The organism is Priestia endophytica, assembly GCF_026790145.1.
Lineage (GTDB): Bacteria > Bacillota > Bacilli > Bacillales > Bacillaceae_H > Bacillus_I > Bacillus_I endophytica_A.
This window is the reverse complement of the sequence record NZ_JALAMS010000018.1, coordinates 258,204-281,326: the sequence shown is the minus strand read 5'-3', so window position 1 is coordinate 281,326 and position 23,123 is coordinate 258,204. Positions and strand designations below refer to the sequence as shown.

General features: G+C 36.7%; 25 protein-coding genes and 1 pseudogene. 7 read left to right on the top strand and 19 right to left on the bottom strand.

What is annotated here, in order from left to right:
- Positions 1-9: 9 nt before the first annotated feature.
- Positions 10-852 carry an aldo/keto reductase gene (locus MOC86_RS15170; RefSeq protein WP_268585084.1) on the bottom strand — a complete coding sequence of 281 codons (843 nt, stop codon included), beginning with the start codon at positions 850-852 and terminating at the stop codon, positions 10-12.
- A gap of 32 nt (positions 853-884) precedes the next feature.
- A complete protein-coding gene (locus MOC86_RS15165) occupies positions 885-2,087 on the bottom strand; it encodes an MFS transporter (RefSeq protein ID WP_268584908.1) in 1,203 nt (400 codons plus the stop codon).
- A gap of 187 nt (positions 2,088-2,274) precedes the next feature.
- Here MOC86_RS15165 and MOC86_RS15160 point away from each other — a divergent pair, with 187 nt between their 5' ends.
- On the top strand, positions 2,275-2,661 hold the full coding sequence (locus MOC86_RS15160) for a winged helix-turn-helix transcriptional regulator (RefSeq protein ID WP_268584907.1): 387 nt from the start codon (positions 2,275-2,277) through the stop codon (positions 2,659-2,661).
- Between the two features lie 29 nt (positions 2,662-2,690).
- On the opposite strand, the gene MOC86_RS15155 is transcribed toward MOC86_RS15160, so the two are convergent.
- On the bottom strand, positions 2,691-3,683 hold the full coding sequence (locus tag MOC86_RS15155; RefSeq protein WP_268584906.1) for an LLM class flavin-dependent oxidoreductase: 993 nt from the start codon (positions 3,681-3,683) through the stop codon (positions 2,691-2,693).
- Positions 3,684-3,778: 95 nt separating this feature from the next.
- Here MOC86_RS15155 and MOC86_RS15150 point away from each other — a divergent pair, with 95 nt between their 5' ends.
- A complete protein-coding gene (locus MOC86_RS15150; protein WP_268584905.1) occupies positions 3,779-4,222 on the top strand; it encodes a YndM family protein in 444 nt (147 codons plus the stop codon).
- Positions 4,223-4,251: 29 nt separating this feature from the next.
- Here MOC86_RS15150 and MOC86_RS15145 read toward each other — a convergent pair whose 3' ends face one another.
- Together MOC86_RS15145 and MOC86_RS15140 are read right to left on the bottom strand one after the other, a co-directional pair.
- Positions 4,252-4,941, bottom strand: a complete 690-nt coding sequence (locus MOC86_RS15145; RefSeq protein WP_268584904.1) for an MgtC/SapB family protein — start codon at positions 4,939-4,941, stop codon at positions 4,252-4,254.
- Positions 4,942-5,078: 137 nt separating this feature from the next.
- Complete coding sequence (locus MOC86_RS15140) at positions 5,079-5,471, bottom strand: hypothetical protein (protein WP_268584903.1); 393 nt, start codon at positions 5,469-5,471, stop codon at positions 5,079-5,081.
- Positions 5,472-5,800: 329 nt separating this feature from the next.
- On the opposite strand from MOC86_RS15140, the gene MOC86_RS15135 reads away from it, so the two are divergent.
- A complete protein-coding gene (locus MOC86_RS15135; protein ID WP_268584902.1) occupies positions 5,801-6,616 on the top strand; it encodes a Cof-type HAD-IIB family hydrolase in 816 nt (271 codons plus the stop codon).
- A gap of 31 nt (positions 6,617-6,647) precedes the next feature.
- Here the strand turns inward: MOC86_RS15135 and MOC86_RS15130 are convergent, their stop codons facing one another.
- The 13 genes from MOC86_RS15130 to MOC86_RS15070 all read right to left on the bottom strand — a co-directional run bounded on the left by MOC86_RS15130 (position 6,648) and on the right by MOC86_RS15070 (position 17,132).
- Positions 6,648-7,079 (bottom strand): threonine/serine exporter family protein, encoded by a 432-nt coding sequence (locus MOC86_RS15130; protein WP_193399801.1) that lies wholly within the window; start codon positions 7,077-7,079, stop codon positions 6,648-6,650.
- Between the two features lie 25 nt (positions 7,080-7,104).
- Complete coding sequence (locus tag MOC86_RS15125; RefSeq protein WP_268584901.1) at positions 7,105-7,866, bottom strand: threonine/serine exporter family protein; 762 nt, start codon at positions 7,864-7,866, stop codon at positions 7,105-7,107.
- 299 nt (positions 7,867-8,165) lie between these two features.
- Positions 8,166-8,369: an IDEAL domain-containing protein gene (locus MOC86_RS15120; RefSeq protein WP_019395464.1), complete on the bottom strand. Its 204-nt coding sequence runs from the start codon at positions 8,367-8,369 to the stop codon at positions 8,166-8,168.
- Between the two features lie 239 nt (positions 8,370-8,608).
- Positions 8,609-8,905, bottom strand: a complete 297-nt coding sequence (locus tag MOC86_RS15115; protein ID WP_268584900.1) for a hypothetical protein — start codon at positions 8,903-8,905, stop codon at positions 8,609-8,611.
- A 77-nt stretch (positions 8,906-8,982) separates the two neighbouring features.
- Positions 8,983-9,513, bottom strand: a complete 531-nt coding sequence (locus tag MOC86_RS15110; protein WP_419146643.1) for an NAD(P)-dependent oxidoreductase — start codon at positions 9,511-9,513, stop codon at positions 8,983-8,985.
- A 140-nt stretch (positions 9,514-9,653) separates the two neighbouring features.
- Complete coding sequence (locus MOC86_RS15105; protein ID WP_268584899.1) at positions 9,654-10,619, bottom strand: multidrug resistance efflux transporter family protein; 966 nt, start codon at positions 10,617-10,619, stop codon at positions 9,654-9,656.
- Between the two features lie 20 nt (positions 10,620-10,639).
- A complete protein-coding gene (locus MOC86_RS15100) occupies positions 10,640-11,293 on the bottom strand; it encodes a GntR family transcriptional regulator (RefSeq protein WP_268584898.1) in 654 nt (217 codons plus the stop codon).
- A 70-nt stretch (positions 11,294-11,363) separates the two neighbouring features.
- Positions 11,364-12,746, bottom strand: a complete 1,383-nt coding sequence (locus MOC86_RS15095; protein ID WP_268584897.1) for a DEAD/DEAH box helicase — start codon at positions 12,744-12,746, stop codon at positions 11,364-11,366.
- A gap of 229 nt (positions 12,747-12,975) precedes the next feature.
- Entirely contained in the window at positions 12,976-13,143 is a 168-nt protein-coding gene (locus MOC86_RS15090; protein ID WP_268584896.1) for a hypothetical protein, read from the bottom strand.
- Between the two features lie 296 nt (positions 13,144-13,439).
- Positions 13,440-14,081 (bottom strand): S-layer homology domain-containing protein, encoded by a 642-nt coding sequence (locus tag MOC86_RS15085; protein ID WP_268584895.1) that lies wholly within the window; start codon positions 14,079-14,081, stop codon positions 13,440-13,442.
- Between the two features lie 263 nt (positions 14,082-14,344).
- The gene (locus MOC86_RS15080; protein ID WP_243510424.1) at positions 14,345-14,533 is read right to left on the bottom strand and encodes a hypothetical protein; all 189 of its coding nucleotides are present in this window, start codon (positions 14,531-14,533) and stop codon (positions 14,345-14,347) included.
- 260 nt (positions 14,534-14,793) lie between these two features.
- Positions 14,794-16,065, bottom strand: coding sequence for a cation:dicarboxylate symporter family transporter (locus MOC86_RS15075; RefSeq protein WP_268584894.1), 1,272 nt, complete (start codon positions 16,063-16,065; stop codon positions 14,794-14,796).
- A 359-nt stretch (positions 16,066-16,424) separates the two neighbouring features.
- Entirely contained in the window at positions 16,425-17,132 is a 708-nt protein-coding gene (locus MOC86_RS15070) for a DsbA family protein (RefSeq protein ID WP_268584893.1), read from the bottom strand.
- Between the two features lie 215 nt (positions 17,133-17,347).
- Here MOC86_RS15070 and MOC86_RS15065 point away from each other — a divergent pair, with 215 nt between their 5' ends.
- Positions 17,348-17,971 carry an SIMPL domain-containing protein gene (locus MOC86_RS15065; RefSeq protein ID WP_268584892.1) on the top strand — a complete coding sequence of 208 codons (624 nt, stop codon included), beginning with the start codon at positions 17,348-17,350 and terminating at the stop codon, positions 17,969-17,971.
- Here the strand turns inward: MOC86_RS15065 and MOC86_RS15060 are convergent.
- On the bottom strand, positions 17,968-18,471 hold the full coding sequence (locus tag MOC86_RS15060) for a GNAT family N-acetyltransferase (RefSeq protein ID WP_268584891.1): 504 nt from the start codon (positions 18,469-18,471) through the stop codon (positions 17,968-17,970). The two genes, MOC86_RS15065 and MOC86_RS15060, sit on opposite strands and share 4 nt — an antisense overlap.
- 245 nt (positions 18,472-18,716) lie before the next feature.
- On the opposite strand from MOC86_RS15060, the gene MOC86_RS15055 reads away from it, so the two are divergent.
- The 3 genes and pseudogenes from MOC86_RS15055 to pucL all read left to right on the top strand — a co-directional run.
- Positions 18,717-20,327: a PucR family transcriptional regulator gene (locus MOC86_RS15055; RefSeq protein WP_268584890.1), complete on the top strand. Its 1,611-nt coding sequence runs from the start codon at positions 18,717-18,719 to the stop codon at positions 20,325-20,327.
- Between the two features lie 176 nt (positions 20,328-20,503).
- Positions 20,504-21,817, top strand: coding sequence for a nucleobase:cation symporter-2 family protein (locus MOC86_RS15050; RefSeq protein WP_268584889.1), 1,314 nt, complete (start codon positions 20,504-20,506; stop codon positions 21,815-21,817).
- 121 nt (positions 21,818-21,938) lie between these two features.
- Positions 21,939-22,949, top strand: a pseudogene (gene pucL, locus MOC86_RS15045) (factor-independent urate hydroxylase); the annotation flags it as partial.
- Positions 22,950-23,123 lie beyond the last annotated feature (174 nt).

Here is a 23,123-nt window from a genome sequence, read left to right as displayed (position 1 = left end):
TACCTTCATTTAGAAGTTAAATTCATTTGGATTTGGACCAACACGACGATTTTCATTTAAGGAGCTAATTTGTTGCATCTCTTCTTTTGTTAATTGGAAATCAAAAATGTTGGCATTTTCAATAATGCGATGTTCTTTTGTTGATTTCGGAATTGTAATCACTCCATTTTGAACATCCCAGCGAAGAATAATTTGAGCAACAGATTTTCCATGATGTTTGGCAATGTGCGTCAACTCTTCATTTTGTAAAAGCTCTCCTTGCATAAGTGGTGACCATGCTTCAAAACGAATCTCGTTCTCCTCACAAAAAGCCTTTACTTCACTTTGAGTCAAGCGAGGATGGTACTCGACTTGGTTAATCATTGGTTTAATTTCAGCTTGCTTCAATAATCCCTCTAAATGATGAACTTCAAAATTGCTTACGCCAATTGCTTTCACTTTTCCTTCTTTATAAAGAGTTTCAAGTGCTCTCCAAGACTCCTTATACTGATCTTTTCCTGGCCAGTGAATAAGATAAAGGTCAAGATAATCGAGACCAAGTTTTTTCAAACTCTCTTCATAAGCAGAGATTGTTTCTTCATAGCTTAAACCATCATTCCATACTTTTGATGTGATAAATAGGTCTTCACGACGTAAATTGTTTTCTTCCAAAGCTTCTTTAACGCCAACGCCAACTCCCTCTTCATTGCCGTAAATAGCAGCTGTATCAATGCTTCTGTACCCGTGCTTAATTGCATTTTTCACAGCCTCTACAAGCTCTTTCCCCTCTTCTACTTTGAACACGCCTAGTCCAAATCCAGGCATTTTGACTCCATTGTATAGTGTTACTGTATCCTGTAAGTTTTTCATTATTAAAATCCTCCTAAAATGTTTTCTTATCCTTGCTAAGCAATGTTTCTTCCAGCTTTTTGATCTTTTCTTTCTAAAGAGCGACTCCACCCTGTTAGAAGTACAGCGCCAGCTACCATCAAGGCTCCAATCCATGTTGTATGAACAAGACCAAGTGAGTTTGTGACGACTCCTCCAAAATAAGAACCAAGCGCAATTCCTGCATTGAACGCTGCAATGTTAATCGCAGACGCCACGTTCACAGCACTTGGTACAAATCGCTCTGCAAGCATTACAACATATACTTGCAGACCGGGAACGTTCATAAATGCGAAAAGTCCCATCATCAAGATTGTCGCTAACCCTATCCCTTTGAAAGGCGCGGTGAAAAACAATGCTAACAGAATAAGTGCTTGAAAAATAAACATGTAAAACAGCGCTCTTACCGGGTTTTGGTTAGAAAGTTTCCCACCAACCATGTTTCCAATCGCAATTGCTACTCCGTAAAGAAGAAGAAGAACAGCAACAGTACTTCCTTTAAAACCTGTTACATCTTGTAAAAGTGGTGAAAGGTACGTAAAGACAACAAATGTTCCACCATATCCAAGAGCTGTAATAACAAACACAAGCAATAAACGACCATTTGTTACTAATTTCACTCCATCTTTAATTGTTGTTTTTTGTCCTTTTGACAAGTTTCCTGGCACTAGTATACTATTTGCGATAAAAGCAACAATTCCAATGACAACAATTGTGACAAAAGCAAGACGCCATCCAAACTGCTGACCAATAAAAGTTCCAAACGGCACTCCTGTAACGGTCGCCACCGTTAACCCTGTAAACATTATAGAAATTGCGCTTGCCCGACGGTCTTTTGAAACGAGATCAGCAGCAATTGTTGAACCAATTGACATAAAAACACCGTGAGAAAAAGCAGCGATAACTCTTCCAAGAAGAAGCATGCTAACGTGAATAGCCCCTGCTGAGATTATATTTCCGATAATAAAGACAATCATAATCCACAGTAAAAGTGACTTTCTTGACATATTAGAAGTAACGCTCGTTAAGACCGGTGCTCCAAATGTTACTCCTAGTGCATATAAAGAAACGGTTAGACCTGCTGTTGTAACCGAAATATTTAGATCTTCGGAAATAAGCGGCAAAAGTCCTACACTAATAAATTCTGTTGTTCCTATAGCAAAAGCACTCACTGCTAAAGCAAGCAGTGCAAACGTACTTTGTTTTTTACTTAAAGACATGAAAAACTTCCTCCTTTATCTATTGATTTTTGGTTTGTTTGTTTTTTTTTAAAAAACAAGTTACAGTAAAAAAAGAATCTAATAAACCGCCGGTAAATGTTATTATGGGAGATAAGAATAGAAAAAGGAAGAACGCACTTTAAAGTGCTGTAGGTACTTTTTAGTGCCTATAGAAAAGGAGAAAAAAATGGAAAAAAAGCTTGAGACAAAAAAGAAATACAACATTTCAGTAGAAGCAACGCTTGAAGTTATCGGAGGAAAATGGAAATGCGTTATTCTTTGTCATTTAACGCACGGTAAAAAAAGAACAAGTGAATTAAAGCGCCTTATGCCAAACATTACGCAAAAAATGCTCACTCAACAGCTTCGAGAGCTTGAAGAAGATGGCATTGTAAATCGCATCGTGTATCAGCAAGTACCACCTAAAGTGGAATATGAGCTAAGCGAGTATGGAAAAAGCTTAGAAAGCATTCTAGATGCCTTGTGCAACTGGGGAGCTTCTCATATTACGAAAGTTTACGGAGACAAGTTTTCTGTCTTGGAAGATAGTGTATTAAACGATAAATTAAAATAAAAGATCCCGCATTAGCGGGATCTTTTATTTTATAGAAATATCTCTGCCAAACGCTTAAATGATTTTTTCTTTTCTTCAAAATCATATATATTCGCAAGAGCCATCACTTCATCTGCACCATATCGATTCATCAAATTAAGAAGCTCTCTCTTTACTGTTTCACGTGAACCAATGATCATTCGCTTTCGATTTTGACGTATTTTCTCTTGGTCTCGTTCTGTGTAATGATAAGCTTTTGCTTCTTCTATGTTCGGAACACGACTGTCTAACCCTTTCTCAACCTGAAGGAGCCATAAGTCTTGACTTGAAGCAAGCAACTCTGCTTCCTCATCACTTTCCCCACAAATAATAAAGACCGCTACAATTGAAGCAGGATTTTGCAAGTACATGGAAGGTTTAAACGATGCTTTATACGTCTTTAACGCTTCTGCTCCCCTGTTCGGAGAAATAAAATGGCCGAAAACATAGCCTACTCCATGACTTGCAGCTAGGGAAGCGCTATTCTCCCCAAGCCCTAGCGTCCAAAGCGCAGGAGGCTTGTCCGTTAGAGGGGCGGCTTTAATGCCGCTGTAGGAGTGACTTCCTGGAAGCGTTCGATGAAGATGATAGATAACATCTTGAAGCTTTCTTGGATAAGCTTTCAAACCATTTTCCTCCGTATCCCCGAGCGCTCTTCTAATTTTCTCTGGTCCGCCTGGAGACCTACCGATACCAAGATCAATTCGTCCTGGATAAAGAGCTTCCAGTTGCTGAAATACTTCGGCAATTTTAAATGGACTATATTGTGGTAAAAGCACTCCTCCAGAACCAACACGAATAGATGAGGTTTTAGCTGCAATATGACTCATTAATATTTCAGGAGCTGTGCTTGCAAGCCCTCTTGTTCCATGATGTTCTGCAAACCAATATCTGCTATATCTTAACGACTCCGCGTATAAAGCAAGCTGTGCTGATTTTTCAAGTGTTTGGTGAGCGTCTTGTCCTTTTGAAATCGGTGCTTGATCGAGTATGCTCAGTTTCATTTCACTTTCATTCCTTCCTAACGTTATGGGACATGTTACCCGAGTATAAAACTTTATTCTTCCGTTCACACTAAAAATAAAAAGGAGGATCGGATATGAATCATCTAAAAGCGCTGCTTGTAAAATTTATTTGTTCTATTATTGCTTTTGCAATTGCACTTGATTTATTTTTTGATGCCACAATTGTTGATATTCTCTCATTTAGTTTGTTCGTAACAGTTGCTTCATACTTAATTGGCGATCAAATCATCTTGCGCCGTCTTGGCAACAGAGAAGCTATTATTGTCGAATTTTTGCTAACGTATATGAGCGTTTGGATTTTTGGAAGTATTCTTTTTGATAGCTACCCGCAAGTAGCTTGGGGAAGCATCTTATCTGCGCTAATTATTACAGGAGCTGAAGTACTTGTTCATCGCTATTTCCTTAATTATGTACCGAAAGAAAGAAAAGTGAAAGATATGCGCTTCAAACGCCGTCTTGCTTATAGTACTGAAATGGCAAAAGAAACTGATATCCATAATAAAAAAGAACCAGAATAAAAAGCGAAAAGCCTGTAGGCTTTCGCTTTTTATAAGGATTCCATTTCAACGCTTACAATATGCTCAATATGTTTCAGCTCATAATACACTTCTGTTGTGTAAATATTTTCATCTACTAAAAGACTTAACTCAAGCTGAAGATGATCACTATTTTTCAAATCTTTAATTCGAACTTTTTGCGCCTTCATTTTACGCTGTTTTAGTTCTTTCAAGATATCCGTCATTTTTTCATCGTTATCTACTACAATCTTTACTTTCAGTTCTTTTTCACGAAGCTTTTTCGGACCGATTCCTTTAATTAAAACAGGTAAAATTTCAACGCTTATAATAAGCAACCCTGTCGCTAGAATGGCTTCGAACCAAAAGCCTGCTCCACAAGCAATTCCGACGCCTCCTGCTGCCCATACCATCGCTGCTGTTGTTAATCCAGAAATAATATCGTTATTTCGGCGTAAAATTACACCTGCGCCTAAAAATCCGATCCCAGATACAATTTGCGCAGCCAATCGAAGAGGATCCATCGGTCGCTCATACTCTTCTGCGAACTGATAGGCAGCCTCAATGGACACGCTTGTTAATAAACAGCTTGTAATCCCAATTACAACGCATGTTTTGAGTCCTAACGGTTTTTTCTTTAGCTGACGTTCAAGGCCAATAATGATAGATAAAATAGCAGAAACCCCAATGTTAAAAATAAACTCATGATTATACAGGTTCATCCTTTTGCTCCTCCAAAGAACTTTTCTCTCTTATTTCATTATCCGTTCTACTAAAAGTTTGCCCTTTTATCATTAATTTATCAAGTATAATTTACATTATATAATGTACTTAACAATGAATAGAGTAAAAAAGCATCCTATGCAATGGATGCTTTTTCTGTTTCTTTTAGCTTATTCTCCAACGTTTGCATCTCAATCTCTGCTTGCTTTCTTTTAGCAAAGGAAAGCTTCAATGCTTCTTCGTCAAAGCTTGCTTTTTCAAGTAACATTTCTACAGATTCTATAAACATCGGAACAGTTTTCAGAGCGCTTTGATGATTGTTGTTATACTGTTCTGGTACAGCTAACTTCTTCATGTCTTCTAAGCAAGAAGTATATTGTTTTAAAAGCTCTCTATATCCTATATTCACTTCTTTTATCGTTTTTCTTTGTTCCATTAAATCTTGGTTTAAAGAAATATATGCGTTTGAAATATTCGTTAAACTTCTTTGAAGCTCCTCTCTTGCTTCAATATAGTTTTCTTTATTCACGATTATTCCTCCCCCATCGTTATGGCTTTTCTTCTCTTTACCCTATTTAATTTAAAAGAAACACAAAAAATCCATGAAGAGACTACTTCTTCACGGATTTCTGTACAACACAAAAAGAGGCCGTATAAACGGCCTCTCTGACGTATTGCGGCGAAAAACCATATGACCACATTCATATGTTGAGCAAAAGCTCATTTTTCGTCTTATGCAATTAGCTCATCGCTTTATTAATATAACATCATTCATAAAAAATAACAATCTTTTTTTTATTTTCTATTAGAGAGATTTATAGTACGATATGAACATAGAAAAGAAAAGGAGCGAAAATAATGGCCTATAAAATGATTGTGCTAGATTTAGATGATACCCTTTTGCGTGACGATCATACCATCTCACCATTAACAAAAAAAGCACTAATGGATGCACAAGAGAGCGGTGTAAAAGTCGTCTTAGCTTCTGGACGTCCTACATATGCAATGCTTGATATTGCGAAGGAACTTCATTTAGATGAGTATGGAAGTTTTATCTTGTCTTTCAATGGAGCTAAAATTATTAATTATAAAACAAAGGAAGAACTTTTCAGCAGTACCCTTTCTCCTGAAACAGTGCACCGTTTATACAACTTAAGTAGCAAAGAAGACGTAGGCATTCATACGTATGTAGGCGATACAATTGTAACGCCAAAAAACAATGAATTTACAGATATTGAGGGACAGATTACAGGATTGCCAATTAATGAAGTTTCTAATTTTAAAGAAGCCATCACAACTCCTGTTGTAAAAGTTCTTATGGTGGATAATCCTGAAAAGCTAGCACTTGTAGAAAAGAAACTCCAAAGAGAACTGAACGGCATTCTTAGCGTTATGAGATCGAAGCCTTATTTCTTAGAGTTTACAGAGGCTGGAGTAACAAAAGGAACGAGCTTGAGCCAACTTATTAAAAAACTTGGTATTGAACGTGAGGAAGTTATTGCATTTGGTGATAGCTATAACGACCTTGCTATGCTTGAGTTCGCGGGTCTTGGAGTTGCTATGGGGAATGCCCCTGATGACATTAAAGAAAAAGCAGACTATGTAACAGATACAAACATGAATGAAGGTATTCCAAAAGCTCTTGAAAAATTCGTTTTAACACCAGCACACTAAAAAAAGCGCGGGAGAGATTTCCTGCGCTTTTTTATAACCTTACACGACGAATCATTTGATTGAAAATCTCAGATAGTACAAGCCCCATTGCAATAGCGCCTGAAATCATAAGCGCTTTTGCCCCGAATTGAGCTGCTAACGCATAGTTATTTTCAACAATATTTCGCATTGAATTGTAAGCAAGCGTACCTGGTACAAGAGGAATGATTCCAGCTACGTTAAAAATGATAATCGGTGTCTTATAAAGCTTCGCAAACACTTGGCTGACAATTGCAATAGCAAATGCAGCCACAAGTGTGGCCACTATTGCATCTGTATCAGCGTCCGCTACAAGCAGGCTATAAACACACCAGCCAAACATGCCAACAAAGCCCGATTTAATGATTGAATGTCTCGGTGCGTTAAAAATAATGCCAAAGGCAGCGGAAGCAACGAAACTTGTTAAAATCTGATCAATCATCATATTACATATTCCTTTCCTCTGTAAGTTATAAAACTGTAAAAATAACCGCGGCAACCCCTGCTCCAATAGCAAAAGCGGTTAAAAAGGCGTCTGCTCCCTTTGCAAGCCCTGAAATGAGGTGCCCTGACATAAGATCTCTTACTGCATTTGTAATTAAAAGTCCCGGTACAAGTGGCATGAGTGAGCCAATAATAATTTTATCAATTTCGTTTCCAAGCCCTTTTGTAACAAAAGCATACGCAATAAGAGCAATAATAAGAGAGGCTAGAAACTCAGCTAAAAATTTAACGCGGACAATACGATGAAAATAAATAAAGCAAGAGAATCCAATACCACTTGTAATAAGAGCAGGGAAAAAATCGCTCCATCCGCCTTGTGACAAAAATAAGAAACAGCCACTTGCAATAGAAGCTGCAAGAACCTGAATACGAATAGGATATGTCATGCTCTCTGTTTCAACTTCTTTTAATCGTTTGAATGCCTCTTCAACGGGCACTGTCCCTGTACTAATTTCACGGGAAATGCTGTTCACAACACTCACCTTATGAAGGTCTGTTGTTCTGTCTGAAATGCGAATTAATTTTGTTGGTTCTCCTTGGCCTTCAACAGAGAAAATAATACCTGTTGGGGTAACATAGCTATGTGTACGACCTATTCCATATGAAGCGGCAATTCTCATCATCGTATCTTCGACTCGGTTTGTCTCTGCTCCACTTTCAAGCATCAATTTTCCGGCAAGTAAGCAGAGTTCAATGACATTATACGTTTTTGGGGTTTCATTTTCCATTTTATCTCTCTCCACAATGATTAGTATGCTTTTAGTAAAGAATAAGCGCTACAATATTTTAGCATTCTTACAGTGTAAAACAAAAAGGCTCAACTTAGCAATCTATTTTACCGTCTTTATGTGAAAAGAATTTCATATGATAAATAAATTGAATCTTTTTATCATCGTTAGCTTTCCTAGCCAAACTTATTCCCATTAATTTCAAGCCCCTGCATTTTCTTACCCTATTTGTTATGATGTAAAACAATACAAAAAAGAAGAAGCAGAGTTGCTTCTTCTTTTAACGTTCATCTATTAAGCTATACGGCAGAGAGATTTTTCAGCTCTTCCGTTAACCGTAAAAATTCTTCTTTGTTCTGATTCTCTAGTGACTGGTCGATTTCCTTTTGGATTTGTTGCTCTCGAAACGCGTTTAAAGCTTGATCCAATACCATTTCAGCAATAAGCGAGTCCGTAACATTTACTTTAGGGGATTGAGAAGGATTAACTGCATTGTCTTTCATAAGAAATCAACTCCTTGTCCTTTTTTATATTGTAACAGAAATTTCAGATAATTCAACTTATTTTAATAATTATTTTTAAGCTACAAAAATTCCCTTTTTTTTTTGAGGTTGTCGGTGTTTCTTTACTTCTTCTCTTCCCTTTTTTCTTACTTGCTAAACAGAAAAATGTAAGCGCTAAACAAAAATCAAAAAACTCCTTATAAGTTAAAAGAACACCTGCCACCAGGTGTTCTTTTAACTTATGTAAATCGCTTAAGCTGATCTAGACGGTTTTCCTTTGTCATAATCTCAATTTGTTTTTCTCCTAACAAATCAAAATGAGGGTACCCTGAACGGTTATCAATCGCTTTTTTAGGAAGATTATATTTCTCTCCCCAAGCGATTAAATGCTCTATATTGCTGCAGCCTACTTTTGTGACCGTTTTAGCGTTTGGAAAGCGATCATCAAGCCAATAGTGGGTCAAAAATGCAATTTCACCCTCCTCAACGACTCTCTTCCAATTTTCTAACTCTTTTCGTTTAATACCGAAAGCCATACTTTCACCTGTTTTCTATCTAAGTTTACCTTTTTGTAAGCGCCATTTTATCATGTCTAGTATAAGATTACCAATGATTAATTCGAGATAAACGGCGTACATCTTATATATTTTTTACTATCTAATTGAGAAATCAAAAAACTCGCTATATCTTCGTTTGTAATTACTTTTCCTGGCATATTTTTTATCGCTACTTTAATATGTCCTTTTCCTTTCTTGTCTACAACAAAAGGAAGACGAATAAGCGTCCAGTCTAGCGAGCTTGCTTTTAAAAGTTCGTATTCCTTTTCTTTTTCCTTCATCATCGGCGAAAAAAAGAGTTGAAACAGATTTGCGCCTACTTGATTTAGAAATGTTTTTTCATCCCCATTCAGCGTTAAAGACGCTCCTGTCGCTACAATATAACGTTTTATTCCTAGCTCTTTCATTCCCTGTATAATATGTGAAGTTACCGTGCTATAAAAAGGCTTTTCACTTTTAGGATGTCCAACAGTATTAATAACAGCATCACATCCTTTTATTAGTTCTTTTATATCCTCTTTATTCCGAGCATCTCCCTTAATGAAGCAAATTTCACTCCCACTTTCTTCAAGATATCGAGTTAGCATTTTGATGCTATAGCCTTTTTCTAATGCTTTTTTACTTATTTTTTCCCGACTGTCCCTCTTCCGCCAATAATAGCAATCTTTTTATTCATTTTTTCACCTTTGCTTTTAGAACATGATTTTATTAAAGTACATGTTAAGGATTACATAGATAAACTTTGTTCTTTTTTAATCTTTCTATTTGAAGCATAGCTTTGAGCCATCATGCCGCCGACAACAAACAAAATCCCCATCCATGAAATAGCTGTTGGTAACGGAGCCGAAAGTAATAAAACTTCTCCTAAAAGAGCAAAAAGAACTTCAAATGACTGCGTTGCTTCCACTGCCCCAAGCTTTTGCATATCATGTTTCACAAGGTCTGTTGCCGCAAAGAAAAGCGCTGTTGCACAAACTCCTGAAAGTAACGCAACAATAAGTGACTGTACCGTTTGATTTACACTTGGCACTCCTTCTTCAAAGAGTCCATAGATTGTTAAAATACCCCAAAATGGCATGCTTGCAATCGTCATTCCTAACAAACGCTCGTATGGATCTACCTTTCCCTCGCAAACTTCCATCATCTTACGATTGCCAAGAGGATATGCAAAAGAAGCGATTAGAATAGGCAGAACACACAGAATCATACTTCGTAAAGAAATTTCGGTTGCATGCTCTATTTGCATAAATACAACACCTAGTAAAATGAAAGAAGAAAATAAAAGACTTCTATATGGAATACGCCCTCTTACTAAAATATACTCTGAACCCCTTTTAACTCTTGCGTAAAAAAGTGGAGCTAATAATGACCCAGATAAAATGGTAATTTGCCATGTTCCTGCAATAAGCCACCCAGGACCGTAAGCAGCCGCAAAGCAAAGCGGTGCATAAAATAAGCCAAAGCCAACCGTGCTCCATAAAAGCCAGCTCCAAGGCTTTTGTTTTATTTCTTTTATTAAGTGAAATAATTTTCGCTTACGATAGACAATGAACAACAAAAATGGAATCATAAAAACAAAACGAAGCACAGCACTCCAAACCCAGCTTCCTCCTTCTACTTCCATAAAGCGATTTAACACAAATGTGGAAGCAAAAAAGAGAGAAGCTAAAATCCCTAATAAAATAGGACGCATTTTATCTCCTCCTAGCTCTATTACCGAGCGAGTTTATCTCCTAGAGTGAGCCAGTTTTTTTCAACAAGCTTCTCTACTTTCTCTTTCTGACCTTTTTGAACAGCTTCAATAATTTCTTGGTGATCTCTATATGAACTTTCCCCTTCTACAGAGCTAAATTTAGAAAGCTCAAGCCGATATACATTTCCGATAAGGCGTGCGAGCATTTTTTCAATTTCTGGATTTTTAGAAGCTCTCACAAATACGTTATGAAAACGGTAATCTTCTTCAATCGCACCTCGAGCATCTCTCTCTCTCACTCGGTATTTAAAGGTTTCATTTGCGTCTGAGAGCTCTTTTATTTCCTCCTCTCCTAGGAATGGAAATGCTAACCTTGCTGCAAGAGCATGTAAAGCTGCCACAACTACAAATGTATGTTTCGCCTCCTCGCTATATAAAGGAGCAACTTTTGTTGAAGATCCTGGGGAAGATTCAACAAGACCTTCATCTTCGAGTCTTTTTAATGCTTCACGCACAGGAGTGCGACTAACCCCAAAGTCTTCTGCTAGCTGGTGATCATGCAATCGTTCACCAGGCTGAAATTCTAGCGTCATAATAGCTGACTTAAGACCTTCATAAACTTGATCACGTAATGACGGACGAATAATTTTTTTTATTTTCTTATTTTTATTCATAAAACCAATATATCACATTTAGGTTTTTAAAAAAATAAGAACTTCTTCATATTGAAGAAGTTCTCCCTGTTTATCTTGATCGTTTTGGACGACTTGGCTTTCCAGCTTTGCGGCCGCTGTTTTTTCCAAAGCTGTTTTGACGATCATTTCTGCTCCCGCGGCTGCTTCTGCCACCTTTATCTTCTTTTTTCCGCCCTCTTTTTGGGGAGTCTGTTCCTTTGCCCCTTTTTCCTCTTGTAGGAGAAGAGGCCTGACTTTCACGCTTTCCTTCTCTCTTCGGTTCTTTTTTCGTTTGCTTTCGTTCCCCTTGAGGCGCTCTTTTTTGTTGAGAACGAAGTGGCTCATCATCTACTGTTTTACGTTTAAGCTTAAAGCGAATTTCCTTTTCAATAAGCGTCATTGTTCTTTCGTCTTTCTCAGCCACAAAAGTAATCGCTAGTCCTTTTCCACCCGCTCTTCCTGTTCGACCAATTCGGTGAATGTAGCTTTCTGCATCTTCTGGAATATCGTAGTTAAAAACGTGTGTTACTCCTTCTACATCAAGACCGCGAGCTGCTACATCTGTTGCGACAAGAAGCTGTATTTCTGCATTTCGAAAGCTCTTCATTACTTTTTCACGCTTTGCTTGCGTAATATCTCCGTGAAGCTCTTCTGATTTGTAGCCATTACGTTTTAAAGCATCATTTAAGACGCCAGCACGACGTTTTGTACGACAGAAAATAACGGCTAAAAAAGGTCTATGTGTTTTTAACGTTTCTAATAAATCATACTGTTTTTTGCGGTCTGTTGTTTCAATAATAAACTGTTTAATTTCTTTAACCGTTACTTTTTCAGCTTTAATCGTAATATCAACAGCTTGTTTTAAATGTTTTTTCGATAATTTACGTACTCCATCCGAAATCGTAGCCGAAAACAGAAGGGTTTGACGATTTTTTGGCGTTTGAGCGATAATTTCCTCCACTTCATTTAAAAAGCCAATATGAAGCATTTGATCTGCTTCATCTAAAACAAGCGTTCGAACGTTCTGCAGGCTAATCGTTCCTCGGCGCAAATGGTCGAGAAGCCGGCCTGGTGTTGCCACAACAATTCCTACGTTTCCTTGCAGTTTTCTCATTTGACGTTCAACGTCTTGCCCTCCATAAACAGCAAGTGCCTCTGGCAAGCCAAGCTGCTTAGTGAGCTTATTGCTCTCATCTGTAATTTGAAGAGCAAGCTCGCGCGTTGGAGCAACGATTAATGCTTGCACACTTTCATCTTCAAGATCTAGTTTTTCTAAAATTGGAAGAAGAAATGCAAGCGTCTTTCCTGTTCCTGTTTGCGCTTTTGCAATAACATCTTGTCCTTTTAAAACCGCAGGAATCGCTTTCGTTTGGACTGGCGTCGGTTTTACAATTCCTCCTGCTTTTAATCTTTCACATACTTCTATACTAATTCCTAGTGATTGAAAGCTCATATTTAGCACTCCTTGCTTTTTACGTTCATAAAATAAAAAATGGTTTCAGCACATGCGAAACCATTTTTCTATGTTTTTTATGAAGAATAGTTACTTTTCGTATTGTACCATGAATGGATAGAAAAGCTAGTTTTTTATGAGAATAAGCCCTTTTCAAAGCTCTTTTCTACGCATATTGACATCCAACGAAAAAGCTAGCAAAAGGAAATCCTCTTACTAGCTTTTCACATTAGTAAATCTTTTTAAGTTCTTGCATTTTTTCAGCCGGCTTGACAGAAGTATCAAGCATTAACACAAGTCCAACACCTCGAACATAGTATTCAGACGTGTCAAGGCTGCTTTTTATTTCAATTGCATTTTTAAAAATGCCTGCTTGAGTTGTAATCGTTTTGTTCATTGAAGTAACCACATATGTAATAGGGTCTTCATCTTCGTAGAAATCATCTGTCCACTTTGTATTTAATTTAAGCGGATATGGGACTGTCGAAGAAATAAAGCCGTCTTGCCATCCAGCAATAAAGCCGTCCGTATCTTCGCTATAAGCATAATCGTACGTATCTCCGTCTGTGTCTCGGCCTGTCCAGTTGTCAATGCCAGAAATTGTACCTGTATACTTTACTGTTTCACTATAATTTTCATCAAACGGATAGCTATAAATGTACGTTTTGCGTGGATTTGGCTTTAATCCACCTGTTATAGTAAGCTTGATTCTTCTTTGAAAGAAGAATCAAGCGTACGAGCTAGAAAAACGGAAAAATGCTGACGTGAAATAGACTGATATGGCTTAAATGTATTGTTAGAATAACCTGTTGTTACGTTATTGTATGCTAATGCATTGATGTATGTGTAAAAGCCATCTGTGCTTGGCACATCGTAAAACTCGCTAACAGTCGTTCCTTTTAGATGATAAGCAAGGCTTAAAACCTTAGCCATTTGCCCTCTTGTAAGAGTATCCCATGGATTAAAATATTTCTTGCCTGTTTTTGAATCTTGCTTCCTAGAAATAAAGCCAAGCTGAACAGCTTTAGCTGCTTCCTCATAACCGTAATCGCCTTTTTTCAAATCGGCAAAATTCGGATCTGGAGCTCCGCTTAAATCCTTTACTCCTTTTGCACGCAGAAGCATTTGTACAGCTTGAATTCTTTTGATAGATGCTTCAGGTTGAAAAGTACCATTATTATACCCATTAATAATTCCCTTATCTGCAAGGAAATTAATCTCTTTTTCGTAAAGAGTCACGTCTGTAAATTTGCTGCTAGCGTCTGCGTGCTGAAACGGAATAATAACCGTCATTATAAGACTTAGGGCTAGCAACATGCGCCCAAACTTTTTCAATCTTACTTCTCCTAAAGTGTTACTAAAATATTAAACTTACATTACTAATTTATTACATAATTTCATTAAAAAGTCAACCTAATTTCAATATGGAAAACATGGTAATTTATTACCATAAGAATCTAGTACCTTTTCCTCTTCTAAAAGCCATTAAAATACATTTTTTACCATTTATTCATTTCATTGTATGGTGAATTAAATAGAAACGAGTAAAACCCTCTCTTAGAAAGAGAGGGTTTTACCCGTTTCTCGCTCTTGCTCACTTAAGCTCCCTTCTTTCTTAAGAAATTAGAAAGCAGAATAAGAAGAAGTCCTAAGATAGCTGTAAATTTCACCATTCCGTTGTCTTGTATAATACTGTGATCAAAAAAATTCATCCATCCAACAAAACCGATAATAAATAAAAGAAGTCCGATTGCGAACACAAATTTACCTTTAGCTGTTCGTTTCATTTCTTCCTCCCTTCTCCCCCTTTCTCTTTACTAATCTTTACCCGTCTAGTAACCATTCAAAAAGTCTTTTAAAGGATATTGTACAACTAACAAAGCAAGAATGTATTAAACACGGTTAGAAGTACTAAAATTAAAAAAGTTTCTATACCTCGCATTTTCTAAGTCTTCTTGTTATTTGAAAATACGGGTTCAAAAAAACCTTTACTCTATTAGAGTAAAGGTTTTTGTCCACGCTATAATTAAAATGAATCTAGCTCTTTTTAAGCAGCGTTCGACTTTTTAAGTGAAGCCGTATATTCTGCTGCTTTTTGTTTGTCAAAATTTCCCTCCCATCTTGACATCACAATAGAAGCTAAAGCATTACCGACTACATTTACAGATGTACGAAGCATATCTAAAATACGGTCAATTCCAGCAATGAAAGCCATTCCTTCTAGTGGTAACCCCATTGTTCCTAGCGTTGTTATCACAACAACAAATGAGGCACCTGCAACGCCCGCCATCCCTTTAGAAGTTAACATGAGTACGAGTAGAAGAGTGATTTGCTCTCCGATAGACAGATGAATTCCATACATTTGAGCAATAAAGATGGCTGCGATCGCTTGATAAATAGAAGAGCCGTCTAAATTGAATGTATAACCTGTTGGAATAACAAACGATGTCACAGCTTTTGGGCAGCCGAACTTTTCCATTTTATCAATTAATTTTGGTAAAACAGCTTCTGAACTTGCTGTTGTAAAAGCTAAGATAAGCTCCTCTTTTAAAATCTTCATAATGACAAAGATATTTACTCCTGCCATCTTAGCGATAATTCCTAAGACAACAAAAACGAAGAAGAACATTGTTAAATAGATAACAAGAACAAGCTTACCTAATGGAATTAGTGAACCAATTCCAAACTTCGCTACGTTCACACCAATTAAAGCGAAAACGCCAAAAGGAGCAAATTTCATAACTAAATTTGTGATCCAAAACATAGCCTCTAATAAGCCTTCAAAAAAACTTAGTACAGGCTTTCCTTTTTCTCCAACAGCCGCTACGCCTAAGCCTAATAGGACCGAGAAAAAGACAATCGCTAGTAAATCTCCCTCAGCTAAGGATTGCACAATGTTACTTGGTATAATGTGCACAAATTGATCCGCAATGCTTCCCTTCTCTTCTGTCTGAGCAGTCTCTTCATAGGAAGATATATTGCTTTTTTCAAGGTTCCCCATTTCAATCCCTGTACCAGGATGAAATAAATTAGCAGCGAGCAACCCTATTAGAAGAGCAATTGTTGTCACAATTTCAAAATAAAGAAGTGTTTTCCCACCTAGTTTACCTAATTTTTTAATATCCCCTACTCCAGCAATTGATACAACAAGAGCTGATACGACAATAGGAATAACAATCATTTTAACTAGATTTAGAAAAATATCCCCAATTGGTTGAAGAATTGCCATCGCCGTTTCATTCCCATAAAAAATGGCACCTACAGCAATTCCTAAGGCTAGGCCAACAAAAATTTGTGTAGCCAACCCAAACTTTTTCATTTTCTTAACCCCTCTCAAACATTTACCCTTAAATGTTGTCTTTTGATGATTTCGTTTCTAAGCTGTAAAACCTTTAGAGCTCAATTTGAGAACACTTAGATATGAATCTTCATACCTAAATGTGTTTAATTATAAATGTTTTATACTAATTAAACAAGAATTCACTTTCTCTATTTCTTATATAATAATATAATATTACACGTATAGAATCCACATCATATTTTAAAAAGAGTGTTAAAGTAACTTTTTCATTTTTATGTAAAAACAATCCAATATTCTACTATTTGTTGGTATATTTCTTTGCTATAAATAAAAACAAAAAGGCTAACTCACCATGAGCTAGCCTTTTTACACTCTACTTACTTTGCATCTTCTAGTTCTTCTTCAACCATCTTCTTTAGATCTTCATATGATTTGCCTTCATAAAGCTTTCCATTTACATAAACAGTTGGAGTAGAGTTAATTTGAAGATCATTAACAACCTTTAGATCTTCATTAAGCGGTTTTTCTCCTTCTCCATCTTTGAAGGCTTTAACAACTCTATCTACTTCTTCTTGACTTGCAAACTCACTCAAACGCTCTGTTAATTCTTTCTCTGTTAGAAAGTCAATTTTTTCATATTTATAATCAGCAGGCTGATTTTTGTATAAACTTTCATGGAACTTCCAAAATGTTTCGTCACCAAGCTCCTTGTACACTACTTCTGCAAATTGAGCTGCACGCGTTGAATCATTGTTAATGAATGGGAAATTCATAAAGTGAAACTGAACTTTCCCTGTTTGAATAAGCTCTTTATCAATCTGTGGAAAGTAAGTTTCGTTGAATGTCTTACAAACCGGACATTTATAATCTCCAAACTCTACAATTTGAACTGGCGCTGATTCTTCCCCTAGAACAGGTTGATTTTTATAATCAAAAGAAGCCTTTTCATCTCCCATATTGTTTAGAACAACTAATCCAACAGCTCCTATAACAAAAACAGCAATAATAATATAAAACCATATGTTTGATGATTTTGTTTTGGATGTGTTTTTATATCCTTGCTTTTGCTTTTTCTTTTTGCTCATGAATTCCCTCCGTCTTTTTCTTTGCTTTTATCCAAGCTTCTCATCCATTCTTTTAAACTTACATAAGTTCACAATGTAACTATACGTATTGATGATAAAAGGTGTCAAGCATTACGACCATCATCCTCTCTTTCTATTCATAGAGAAGAAAAAGAAACATATGCTAGAAATAGGAGAAATTTATTATATGTAAGGAAAGAGAGTGAGAATTATTGATGAATACAATGCTTCTTGAAGGAGAAGGAACAGTGGTTATGGAACCTGATCAAGCTTCATTGATCATTGGGATTGTAACAAATAGTAAAAATCCAGTGAAAGCCCAAGAAGAAAATACTACCCGCTCCCGTAACGTTATTGAAGCTTTAAAAACTTTGGGAATTTTAGAGCAAAACATTAGAACAAGCTCATATTCTATTTATCCTCGCTATGATTATATTGAAGGAGTATCAACTTTAAAAGACTATGAAGTTCAACATCTCCTCCTTGTTACAGTGAAAGATTTGTCTCTTCTTGGTCTTGTCTATGAAACAGCTCTTGAGAACGGAGCAACAACAACTCATAGTATGCAGCTTAGTCTATCAAATACTGAAGCCGCTTATGAAGAAGCTTTAAGTAATGCGCTTCTCAGCGTTCAACATAAAGCACGCAGCTTAAGTAAATCTATTGGCGTAAAAGTAAATCCTATTCCATTAAAAATAGTAGAGAGAAGAAGAGAAGAAGGAACAGCGTTCACTCCTTTTGCCCAAAAAGCGCTAAGTGCTGAAGGTGGCCCTCCCATTGAAAAAGGAGAACTTACTATTACGGCTTATGTAAAAGCTCTTTTTCATTATGTATATTAAACAAACACCCCCATGAAAATAACATCACTATATTGTTCTTCTCGTATTTTCATTACTTTTCTTTGTCGTCCTTCTTCGCAGAAACCAAATTTCTGATAAAGTCGGATGGCTTTTTCGTTGTGGGAAAAAACTTCAAGATCAATTTTTTCAAGCCCTTCTTCTTCCATCCCCCATCTGATAAGATACTGAAGCAAAGAACTCCCAGCACCGCTTCCTCTAGAATCCCTCTTTACGCCCATTCCGAATGTTCCCGTATGACAGAAGCGAACGTAAGGAACTCTCGAAAACGATAGAAATCCAATCACCTTTCCACCTTCCTCTGCTACAATTGTTAATCCTCCTTTTTTCTCTCGTTCTCCTATCTTTCTTCTATAGTCTTCTTCCCTTTCTTCTTCATCATCTTTTGATCGAAGAAAAAATGTCGTGTTTCTTGCAATCTCATTTTTAATCTCAACAATATGTGTTGCATCTTGTTCGGTAGCTTTACGAATACTTAGCATATTTCCCTTCCTTTTTTACAATTTTATTTTTATGTATTCTTCTTTTAACACTGTATTCCTTCTTGTTTCCTTTTTTTATGTTAAGTTTCTTAACACTAATGATTTATCTTCTGAACTTTACTGCTAATATAGAAAATAATCATCGGTAAAAACGTTCGTTTTCACGCATCTTTTTAGTTATACTAGCTAATTTCTCAAAAGGTTAGATCACTACGTTTATGCTTTTTAAAGAAAGAGGTGAGAATGTGAAAGTAAAAGACGTATTAGAGCTTCCTTCTCTAGAAGAAGCATTCACATTAGCAGGACACTCAGGACTTCATAGAAACGTTCAGCATGTGAACATGATGGACGCTCCTGACATTATTCACTATTTATCAAAAGACGACTTACTTCTCACAACAGCTTATCATTTCAAAGATGATCCTTCAGCGCTTTTATCGTTAATTAAAAAAATGCATGAACAAAACTGTGCAGGTCTTTGTATAAAAACAAAACGGTTTTTAAAAGAACTGCCAGCTGATGTTTTAGCACTCGCAAATAAACTCTCCTTTCCCATTATTGAAATACCTGAAAGCGTTGCCCTTGGAGATGTCGTAAACAATACATTAGGCACCATTTTAAACACGAGAACAAATGAGCTGCAGCAAGCCATTCACGCTCATCAACAGTTCACAAATCATGTTTTAAGCGGACGCAGCATTGATGAGTTGTTACAAAATCTATCTCTTATGATTGGCTCTCCTGTTCTACTTCTTAACCAGCATTACAAACTTTTAACTCAAACCCATTATGATGAAAAAGCTCCAGAAAGCTCAAAGAAATGGAACACGCAAAACACTTCTTTTTTCCTTAAAAAAACTCCTTATTCATGTTTCTCTATTCGAGATACACATGAAGTTTTTTCCGCTTTCCCAGTTCCAACACACGAAAAGAGATGCGGCTCTCTACTAGTCAAAGAGAACCTTGCCAAACTTGATCAAGGAAAGATTTTGATGATTGAACAAGCAGCAAATGTTATTGCTTTTGAGCTGATGAAGGAAAGTGCTTTAAAACAATACGAACGAAGAGCAAAAAATGAGTTTTTCACTAACTTTGTAGATGGAAAATTCACATCAAAAGATGAAACAAGAAACCGCACAAAAGAATTTGGGCTAAACTGTGAGCAAAAATATATTCTTATCGCAACAAAACTTGATCGAAATGAAAAAGGCATCAGCTTTACAGCCCACCAAATGGAAACCGACGTTGTATATGAATTTTTAGAGGAAGAGCTTGAATCTATTCCATGGCCTTGTCACTTCTTTCTTAATGGAACGATTGGCGTTATTTTTGTAGAAGTAAATGATAGATGGATTGGTCTTCATGAAACAATGGTTTCAGCCTTACAACATATTCAAAAAGGAGTTTTAGCAAGCTTTCAGAGAACGATTTCTTTCGGGATAAGCAACATTACTCAAAACTTATTTGAAATAGAAAGTGCTTACGAAGAAGCTCTCGATGCCCTTGATACAGGTCATTTCTCTGGAAGCATGCAGTTTATTCAAACATATCAAACAAAAGATGTCACAGAACTTCTAAGAGTCGTTCCTAGACAGGATTTAAAAAAGTTTTATGATCATACGCTTCACAAACTTTCTTCTCACACCCAAGATGAAGAGCAACGCTTATTGCATACACTCTCTGTTTTTCTAGAAACTCACTGTCAAATATCCGAAACAGCAAAACGATTATACGTGCATCGCAATACGGTTATTTATCGTCTTGAGAAATGTGAAGAACTGCTTGGAAAAAGTTTAAAAGATCCTGATACAACGCTAAGGTTAAGACTAGCTCTCCGTATTGGAACAATGTTGTAAACTACAAATGTTATATTTTATAACATAAAAAGTTATTTATTTCATAATTTTCATAATATTTTCACAATAAATATAAAAACATTAGTTACTTTAACTAATGACTTAACCTTTTTTCTAACGTAACATGTTATTTAACTTAACACCTAAAAGTATTTTAAAAGAGGAGAGGTTGATTAATGAACACTCGGCAGTCACGAGGAAAAATTTTTTCATTTGGTCTTCAGCACGTTTTAGCAATGTACGCCGGAGCTATCCTTGTTCCCTTACTTGTAGGAAGAGCACTTGGTTTAAATGCGGAAGAATTAGCATATCTTGTCGCAATTGATTTGTTAACATGCGGCATTGCTACCCTTCTCCAAACATTAAAAAGCAAGCATCTCGGAATTGGATTACCTGTTATTCTTGGCAGTTCTTTTGTAGCCTTAACACCCATGATTAGCATCGGTTCTCAGTACGGAGTTCCTGCTATCTATGGAGCTATTATTGTCACAGGTCTCTTTATCTTTTTCGCTTCTTCGTTTCTAGGAAAACTTGTCCGCTTCTTTCCTCCTGTTGTCACAGGAACGGTTGTTACGATTATTGGGATATCCCTTGTTCCAACGGCAATTAAAAACATGGGAGGCGGAGCAAATAGTTCAGACTTCGGTTCTAGCGAGAACTTACTGTTAGCTTTTAGCGTGCTCTTTCTTATCATAGCTGTGAACCGTTTTTTCTCAGGATTTATGCGCTCCCTTTCCGTTTTAATTGGCATTATCGCTGGTACTATTTTTGCTGCTTTTTTAGGTAAAGTAAATCTAGATCCTGTAAAAGAAGCTTCATGGTTTCACTTCCCACAAGTTTTTTACTTTGGTTTGCCAACTTTTGAACCTGGAGCTATCTTGACAATGCTTATCGTCGGACTTGTTATTGTGATTGAATCAACAGGAGTGTTCTTTGCCCTTGCTAAGATTTGCGATCGTTCTTTAACAGAACAAGAACTTGCAAATGGCTACAGAGCGGAAGGTTTAGCTATCTTTTTAGGCGGTATTTTTAATGCATTCCCATACAATACGTTCGCTCAAAATGTCGGACTTGTAGAACTATCTGGAATTAAAACACGTAACGTTGTCGTTGCAGCAGGCGGTATTTTAATCTTTCTTGGCTCTATTCCAAAGATCGCCGCATTTGCGACGATTATTCCAAATGCTGTTCTTGGAGGGGCAACCGTTATCATGTTCGGGATGGTGATTTCTTCCGGAATGCGAATGTTGAGTAATGTTGAATTCACGAACAATAACTTACTTATTATAGCGTGCTCTATCTCACTTGGACTCGGTGTAACCGCTGTTCCTAATCTCTTTGCATCCCTTCCATCTTTTTTAAGCATTCTTGTAAGTGACGGTGTTATTACAGGAAGTCTTGCTGCTATTATCCTGAATTTGTTTTTCAATACTAAAAAGAAAAAAGTAGAAGTTCCTCTTCCTAACTCTTTAAAGGCAGAAGAAGCTTGAGGAAAATGAACATCGCCGGATTCTTTAGTTTACAGCAGTTTACGAAGAAATTCGGCGATATCTTCGCGCATTCTCTACGAGTTGTTTCTCAGATTTATCAGCTATATAAAGTTGCCCTCTATTTCGCTTACATGACCAACAAAGGAGAGATAAGGTGATGAAAAATAATAACCGGATAATGACTTATGGAAAAGGAGACGTTTTTTCTTATCGTACGCACTTGGCCCCTTTAAAAGGTATTAAAGAAATTCCAGAATCAAATTTCACAGGACGCTCTAATATTATATTTGGAGCTAATATTCGCGTCGAAGTTGGAGGCTCTGCTTTTCTTTCTTCTTTTATTGAAGGAGATAATCGGCTCGTTGTAGCAACAGATTCTATGAAGAATTTTATTCAACAGCATCTTGCATCATACAGTGGTACAACAATGGAAGGATTCCTTGATTATGTTGGAAGAGCCTTTCTCCTTAAGTACTCTCAAATAGATAGTGTAAAACTTACCGGCGAACATTTATCATTCCAAGAAGCAAACATATTTGAGAATGAGGAAATAAAAAAGAGCCCTCTTGTCTTTAATCATTCACGAAATGAAAAAGCTGTTTCTTCTGTTCATCTTATTCGTCATGGTCAAGACATTAATGTTGAAAGTAGAGAAAGCTCAATTTGTGATCTTCAGCTTATTAAAATAAGCGGCAATTCGTTTGTTGGATTTATCCGTGATGAATACACAACTCTTCCGGAAGATGGAAACCGCCCTCTTTTCATCTTTTTAAACATTGGCTGGAACTATGAAAATAGTAAAGATGCGCTCGGAGAAACTCCATCACTTTATGTTGCGTCTGAACAGGTTCATGACATCGCCTCTTCTGTTTTTCATGAACTTGAAACACCATCGATCCAAAATTTAATTTACCACATCGGCTGCCGTATACTAGAGCGTTTTCCGCAATTACAAAGTGTTAACTTCCAATCTCAGAACCATACATGGGATACAGTTGTTGAAGAGATTCCAGGTGAGAAAGGAAAAGTATATACAGAACCAAAGCCACCGTTTGGCTTCCAACTTTTCTCCGTCACGAAGGAAGATTTAAAAACAAACTCTTCAAAAGAAAAAAAAACAAAGTTAAAGTGAGTACTTGCCTACCAACACATATTTTAGATTTAGTAAATGGAAAACCGGAAAGTCTTGTGAAAGTTGAGCTTTATAATAGTACTCAGGAATTGTTAAAATAGCTCATACAAATGAAGATGGACAGCTTTCACCTTCTCTTCTAACTAAAAACGAGAGGAAGAAAGTTATATTGGG

Coding starts and splice junctions, on each gene's coding strand:
- MOC86_RS15165 (WP_268584908.1), bottom strand. CDS start 2,087: ATGTCTTTAAGTAAAAAACAAAGTACGTTTGCACTGCTTGCTTTAGCA.
- MOC86_RS15160 (WP_268584907.1), top strand. CDS start 2,275: ATGGAAAAAAAGCTTGAGACAAAAAAGAAATACAACATTTCAGTAGAA.
- MOC86_RS15155 (WP_268584906.1), bottom strand. CDS start 3,683: ATGAAACTGAGCATACTCGATCAAGCACCGATTTCAAAAGGACAAGAC.
- MOC86_RS15150 (WP_268584905.1), top strand. CDS start 3,779: ATGAATCATCTAAAAGCGCTGCTTGTAAAATTTATTTGTTCTATTATT.
- MOC86_RS15145 (WP_268584904.1), bottom strand. CDS start 4,941: ATGAACCTGTATAATCATGAGTTTATTTTTAACATTGGGGTTTCTGCT.
- MOC86_RS15135 (WP_268584902.1), top strand. CDS start 5,801: ATGGCCTATAAAATGATTGTGCTAGATTTAGATGATACCCTTTTGCGT.
- MOC86_RS15130 (WP_193399801.1), bottom strand. CDS start 7,079: ATGATGATTGATCAGATTTTAACAAGTTTCGTTGCTTCCGCTGCCTTT.
- MOC86_RS15125 (WP_268584901.1), bottom strand. CDS start 7,866: ATGGAAAATGAAACCCCAAAAACGTATAATGTCATTGAACTCTGCTTA.
- MOC86_RS15120 (WP_019395464.1), bottom strand. CDS start 8,369: ATGAAAGACAATGCAGTTAATCCTTCTCAATCCCCTAAAGTAAATGTT.
- MOC86_RS15115 (WP_268584900.1), bottom strand. CDS start 8,905: ATGGCTTTCGGTATTAAACGAAAAGAGTTAGAAAATTGGAAGAGAGTC.
- MOC86_RS15110 (WP_419146643.1), bottom strand. CDS start 9,513: ATGCTAACTCGATATCTTGAAGAAAGTGGGAGTGAAATTTGCTTCATT.
- MOC86_RS15105 (WP_268584899.1), bottom strand. CDS start 10,619: ATGCGTCCTATTTTATTAGGGATTTTAGCTTCTCTCTTTTTTGCTTCC.
- MOC86_RS15100 (WP_268584898.1), bottom strand. CDS start 11,293: ATGAATAAAAATAAGAAAATAAAAAAAATTATTCGTCCGTCATTACGT.
- MOC86_RS15095 (WP_268584897.1), bottom strand. CDS start 12,746: ATGAGCTTTCAATCACTAGGAATTAGTATAGAAGTATGTGAAAGATTA.
- MOC86_RS15090 (WP_268584896.1), bottom strand. CDS start 13,143: ATGAACAAAACGATTACAACTCAAGCAGGCATTTTTAAAAATGCAATT.
- MOC86_RS15080 (WP_243510424.1), bottom strand. CDS start 14,533: ATGAAACGAACAGCTAAAGGTAAATTTGTGTTCGCAATCGGACTTCTT.
- MOC86_RS15075 (WP_268584894.1), bottom strand. CDS start 16,065: ATGAAAAAGTTTGGGTTGGCTACACAAATTTTTGTTGGCCTAGCCTTA.
- MOC86_RS15070 (WP_268584893.1), bottom strand. CDS start 17,132: ATGAGCAAAAAGAAAAAGCAAAAGCAAGGATATAAAAACACATCCAAA.
- MOC86_RS15065 (WP_268584892.1), top strand. CDS start 17,348: ATGAATACAATGCTTCTTGAAGGAGAAGGAACAGTGGTTATGGAACCT.
- MOC86_RS15060 (WP_268584891.1), bottom strand. CDS start 18,471: ATGCTAAGTATTCGTAAAGCTACCGAACAAGATGCAACACATATTGTT.
- MOC86_RS15050 (WP_268584889.1), top strand. CDS start 20,504: ATGAACACTCGGCAGTCACGAGGAAAAATTTTTTCATTTGGTCTTCAG.